We start from the raw sequence: 2,646 nt of genomic DNA on the forward strand, positions 1-2,646 counted from the left end.
AGCCGGCCTATCGGGAGATTCTGGTCTTGCGCGACATCGAAGGGCTGCGCGCCAAGGAGGTCGCCGAGGTGGTGGGCATCAGTGTGCCAGCGGTAAAGAGTCGCTTGCACCGCGCCCGGGCTCAGCTCCGCGAGCATTTGGCCGCGACCCCTTATCGGCCCCAGCCCGGCTGCCCTGACATCCGCAAGGTGTTCTCCGAGCACCTCGAGGGCGACCTGTCACCGGACATCTGCTCCACCATGGAGGCGCACGTGGCGAATTGTCGGGCTTGCGCGGCCGAGTGCGATGGGCTGAAAGCAGCGCTAAACGCCTGTGCCACGGCGCCTTGTGAGGTGCCGGTGGCGGTTCAAACGCGGGTCAAGGATGCGCTTCGTCAGGCGCTCGAACACTCGTCTTTCTAGCGGCGCTGCAGTGAGTGAGGCCAGAAAGCTTCCTAAGAAAACCGACAAGTACGGCATCACCATGATTAAGATTCCTGCAGGGAGTTTTATGATGGGAGACAATAGCTGCAAGCAGGTTCGGGCAATGTGTGCTGACCCGTTTGATAAGAGCAATAAGATTCCTTGTGCAGACGGTAGCAAGGAAGAAAAATGCACCGGTCAGTCTCATGAACGCCCTGCTCATAAAGTTACCCTAAGCTCATTCTGGATGGCGCAAACTGAGGTGACTCAAAAGCAATATTACAAAGTGATGGGAAGTAATCCTAGTGAGTATACATCCGATAAGCTTGGTTATCGCTCTGAGAATAATCCTGTTGAAAAGGTTACATGGTCCGAGGCGAAGAGGTTTTGTGAGAAGATTGGTTATCGTCTCCCAACCGAAGCTGAGTTTGAATACGCACAACGCGCAGGCACCACTGGAGACCATTACGGCAGCCTCAATAGAATTGCCTGGTACTATAAGAACTCCAATAATCAAACACACCCCGTGGCGAAAAAATCTCCGAATTCCTTTGGGCTTTACGACATGACCGGGAATGTTTTTGAGTGGGTGAATGATTGGTATGGGAAGGATTACTACAAGGTAAGCCCTGGGAATAACCCTAAAGGGCCGAGTAGCGGCAGCTATTCTCGCGTGCTCCGCGGCGGGTCGTTCTTCAGCAGTTCGAGGCTCGACTACTCCAGGGAATCCCCCCAGGGTCATGACCTGCGCGCGTCTGGTCGCTACAGCAACGATCCAGGCAGCCGTAACTACTGCTTCGGTTTCCGTTGCGCCCAGTAGAAATGCTTCTATTTTCTATCTTTCCCTCCCTTTTAAGGGAGGGCTAGGGAGGGTCTTCTTGTCGCCGGAGGCGACTCATTCGAAATTATTTTCAACCTAGTCACTCTCAAGTCTTTTGAACTCTCGCGAGGATATGGGGCGGTTCAAGAGCTTACGCATATGGTTTCGCTGGCTGTCGAGATTCTCGCCGTTCTTTTTGAGTACGTCGACGTTGTGTCGCAGTACACCTACATTTTGTGAGAGGTTATGTGAGTTGGCGACCTCGTCGCCGTAGTCCTTTACAAACGCAGCGTAGGCTTGCTGGAAGTCTGTATTGATCGATGGAAAGTCATTGAGCTTTGCGAGGAGCGCTTTCGATTTTGAGCTGAGCCGTTCATGCTTTACGGGATCTTGGAGCAGTTCGAGTTGTTCTTTTAGCTCAGTGATTTCAGATTCAATCTCGCTCGTTTCGCTTTGGATACGTGATGATTCGAGCCTAAGCTCCGAGCCAGGACCGGTCGATGGTGTTTCGTGCAGAGCCAGCTGGTGTTCGTGCAGTGCGTGCTTCGTTGTGAGTTCTTTGAGGGCGCTCTCGAGCCGCTCGTGGGTCTCTGTTAGCTCAGGGTGAGATCCTAAAGCGTCGAGGATTTCTGCCAAGTTGGCTTTGGCCTCACCTATTCGCTGGTCAACGGGTACCTGCAGGCGGCTTGGATCTTGCTCGGGGAGGGCGTTGAGGAGAACTGCATCAATGGCCGGAGGCACGGGTGGCGCGGTTACTGTGATGGTCGGTGGTTGGGTGGCACCTGCAATGCTTCTTGGTTTCACAAGCGGTTGAGCGGGTTGTTGAGGCTCACCGGTCGATTGACCTGGCACGGACGAGCTATCAAAGCCATCGTCCATATCCAGAGAAGGTGTAGAGGGCTGAGGCGATTGGGGAGTCAGTTTTGGCTGACCGGTCTCTGTTGTAGGCAGGGTAGACGGGACCTGTGGTGAGCTAGGGGGCTTAATTACCGTCATCGTTGATCCTCTTTTAGGGAGTCTATATCGAAATTGTCGCCTGATTGGCAGATGAAGTCACGCTCTAGGATGCACTCACTTTTTTACCGCCTGTGAATGAAATCAATGGATAAATGCCCACGTCCACATACAGTCTGAAAACTGGCATATTATCAGTAGGTTGCGGGTCCAAGTTCCAATAGTGGAGTGGGTAGCGTCGGCGTTGATGCTCGAACGGCAGAACCCTACTCTGATCTATGTCTCGATTAGAGTGAATTGCGGACGCTCTTTTTCAATTCGCTGGCTAAGCTAATCTGAATTTGCACAGCGCCAGCTTGATGGTTGAGTTCTATCTAAAGGGAACCATTTTACCAGGTGAATGTGGCATTGCCTGCGACGACTGTCGTGCTAGGCTCTTCATCAAACGTAAGACTTAAGCGCAGTCCTATC

The 2,646-nt window shown here is 52.9% G+C and carries 3 protein-coding genes; 2 read left to right on the forward strand and 1 reads right to left on the reverse strand.

Features of this window, described 5'->3' with window-relative positions; translation table 11 throughout:
* Together HOK28_05455 and HOK28_05460 are read left to right on the forward strand one after the other, a co-directional pair.
* Nucleotides 1-401 (forward strand): sigma-70 family RNA polymerase sigma factor (locus tag HOK28_05455; GenBank protein ID MBT6432517.1); only part of this gene is annotated, 401 nt, incomplete at its 5' end.
* A gap of 10 nt (nt 402-411) precedes the next feature.
* On the forward strand, nt 412-1,221 hold the full coding sequence (locus HOK28_05460; GenBank protein ID MBT6432518.1) for a formylglycine-generating enzyme family protein: 810 nt from the start codon (nt 412-414) through the stop codon (nt 1,219-1,221).
* 96 nt (nt 1,222-1,317) lie between these two features.
* On the opposite strand, the gene HOK28_05465 is transcribed toward HOK28_05460, so the two are convergent.
* Nucleotides 1,318-2,217, reverse strand: coding sequence for a hypothetical protein (locus HOK28_05465; GenBank protein MBT6432519.1), 900 nt, complete (start codon nt 2,215-2,217; stop codon nt 1,318-1,320).
* Between the last annotated feature and the right edge of the window lie 429 nt (nt 2,218-2,646).

The organism is Deltaproteobacteria bacterium, from assembly GCA_018668695.1.
GTDB lineage: Bacteria > Myxococcota > XYA12-FULL-58-9 > XYA12-FULL-58-9 > JABJBS01 > JABJBS01.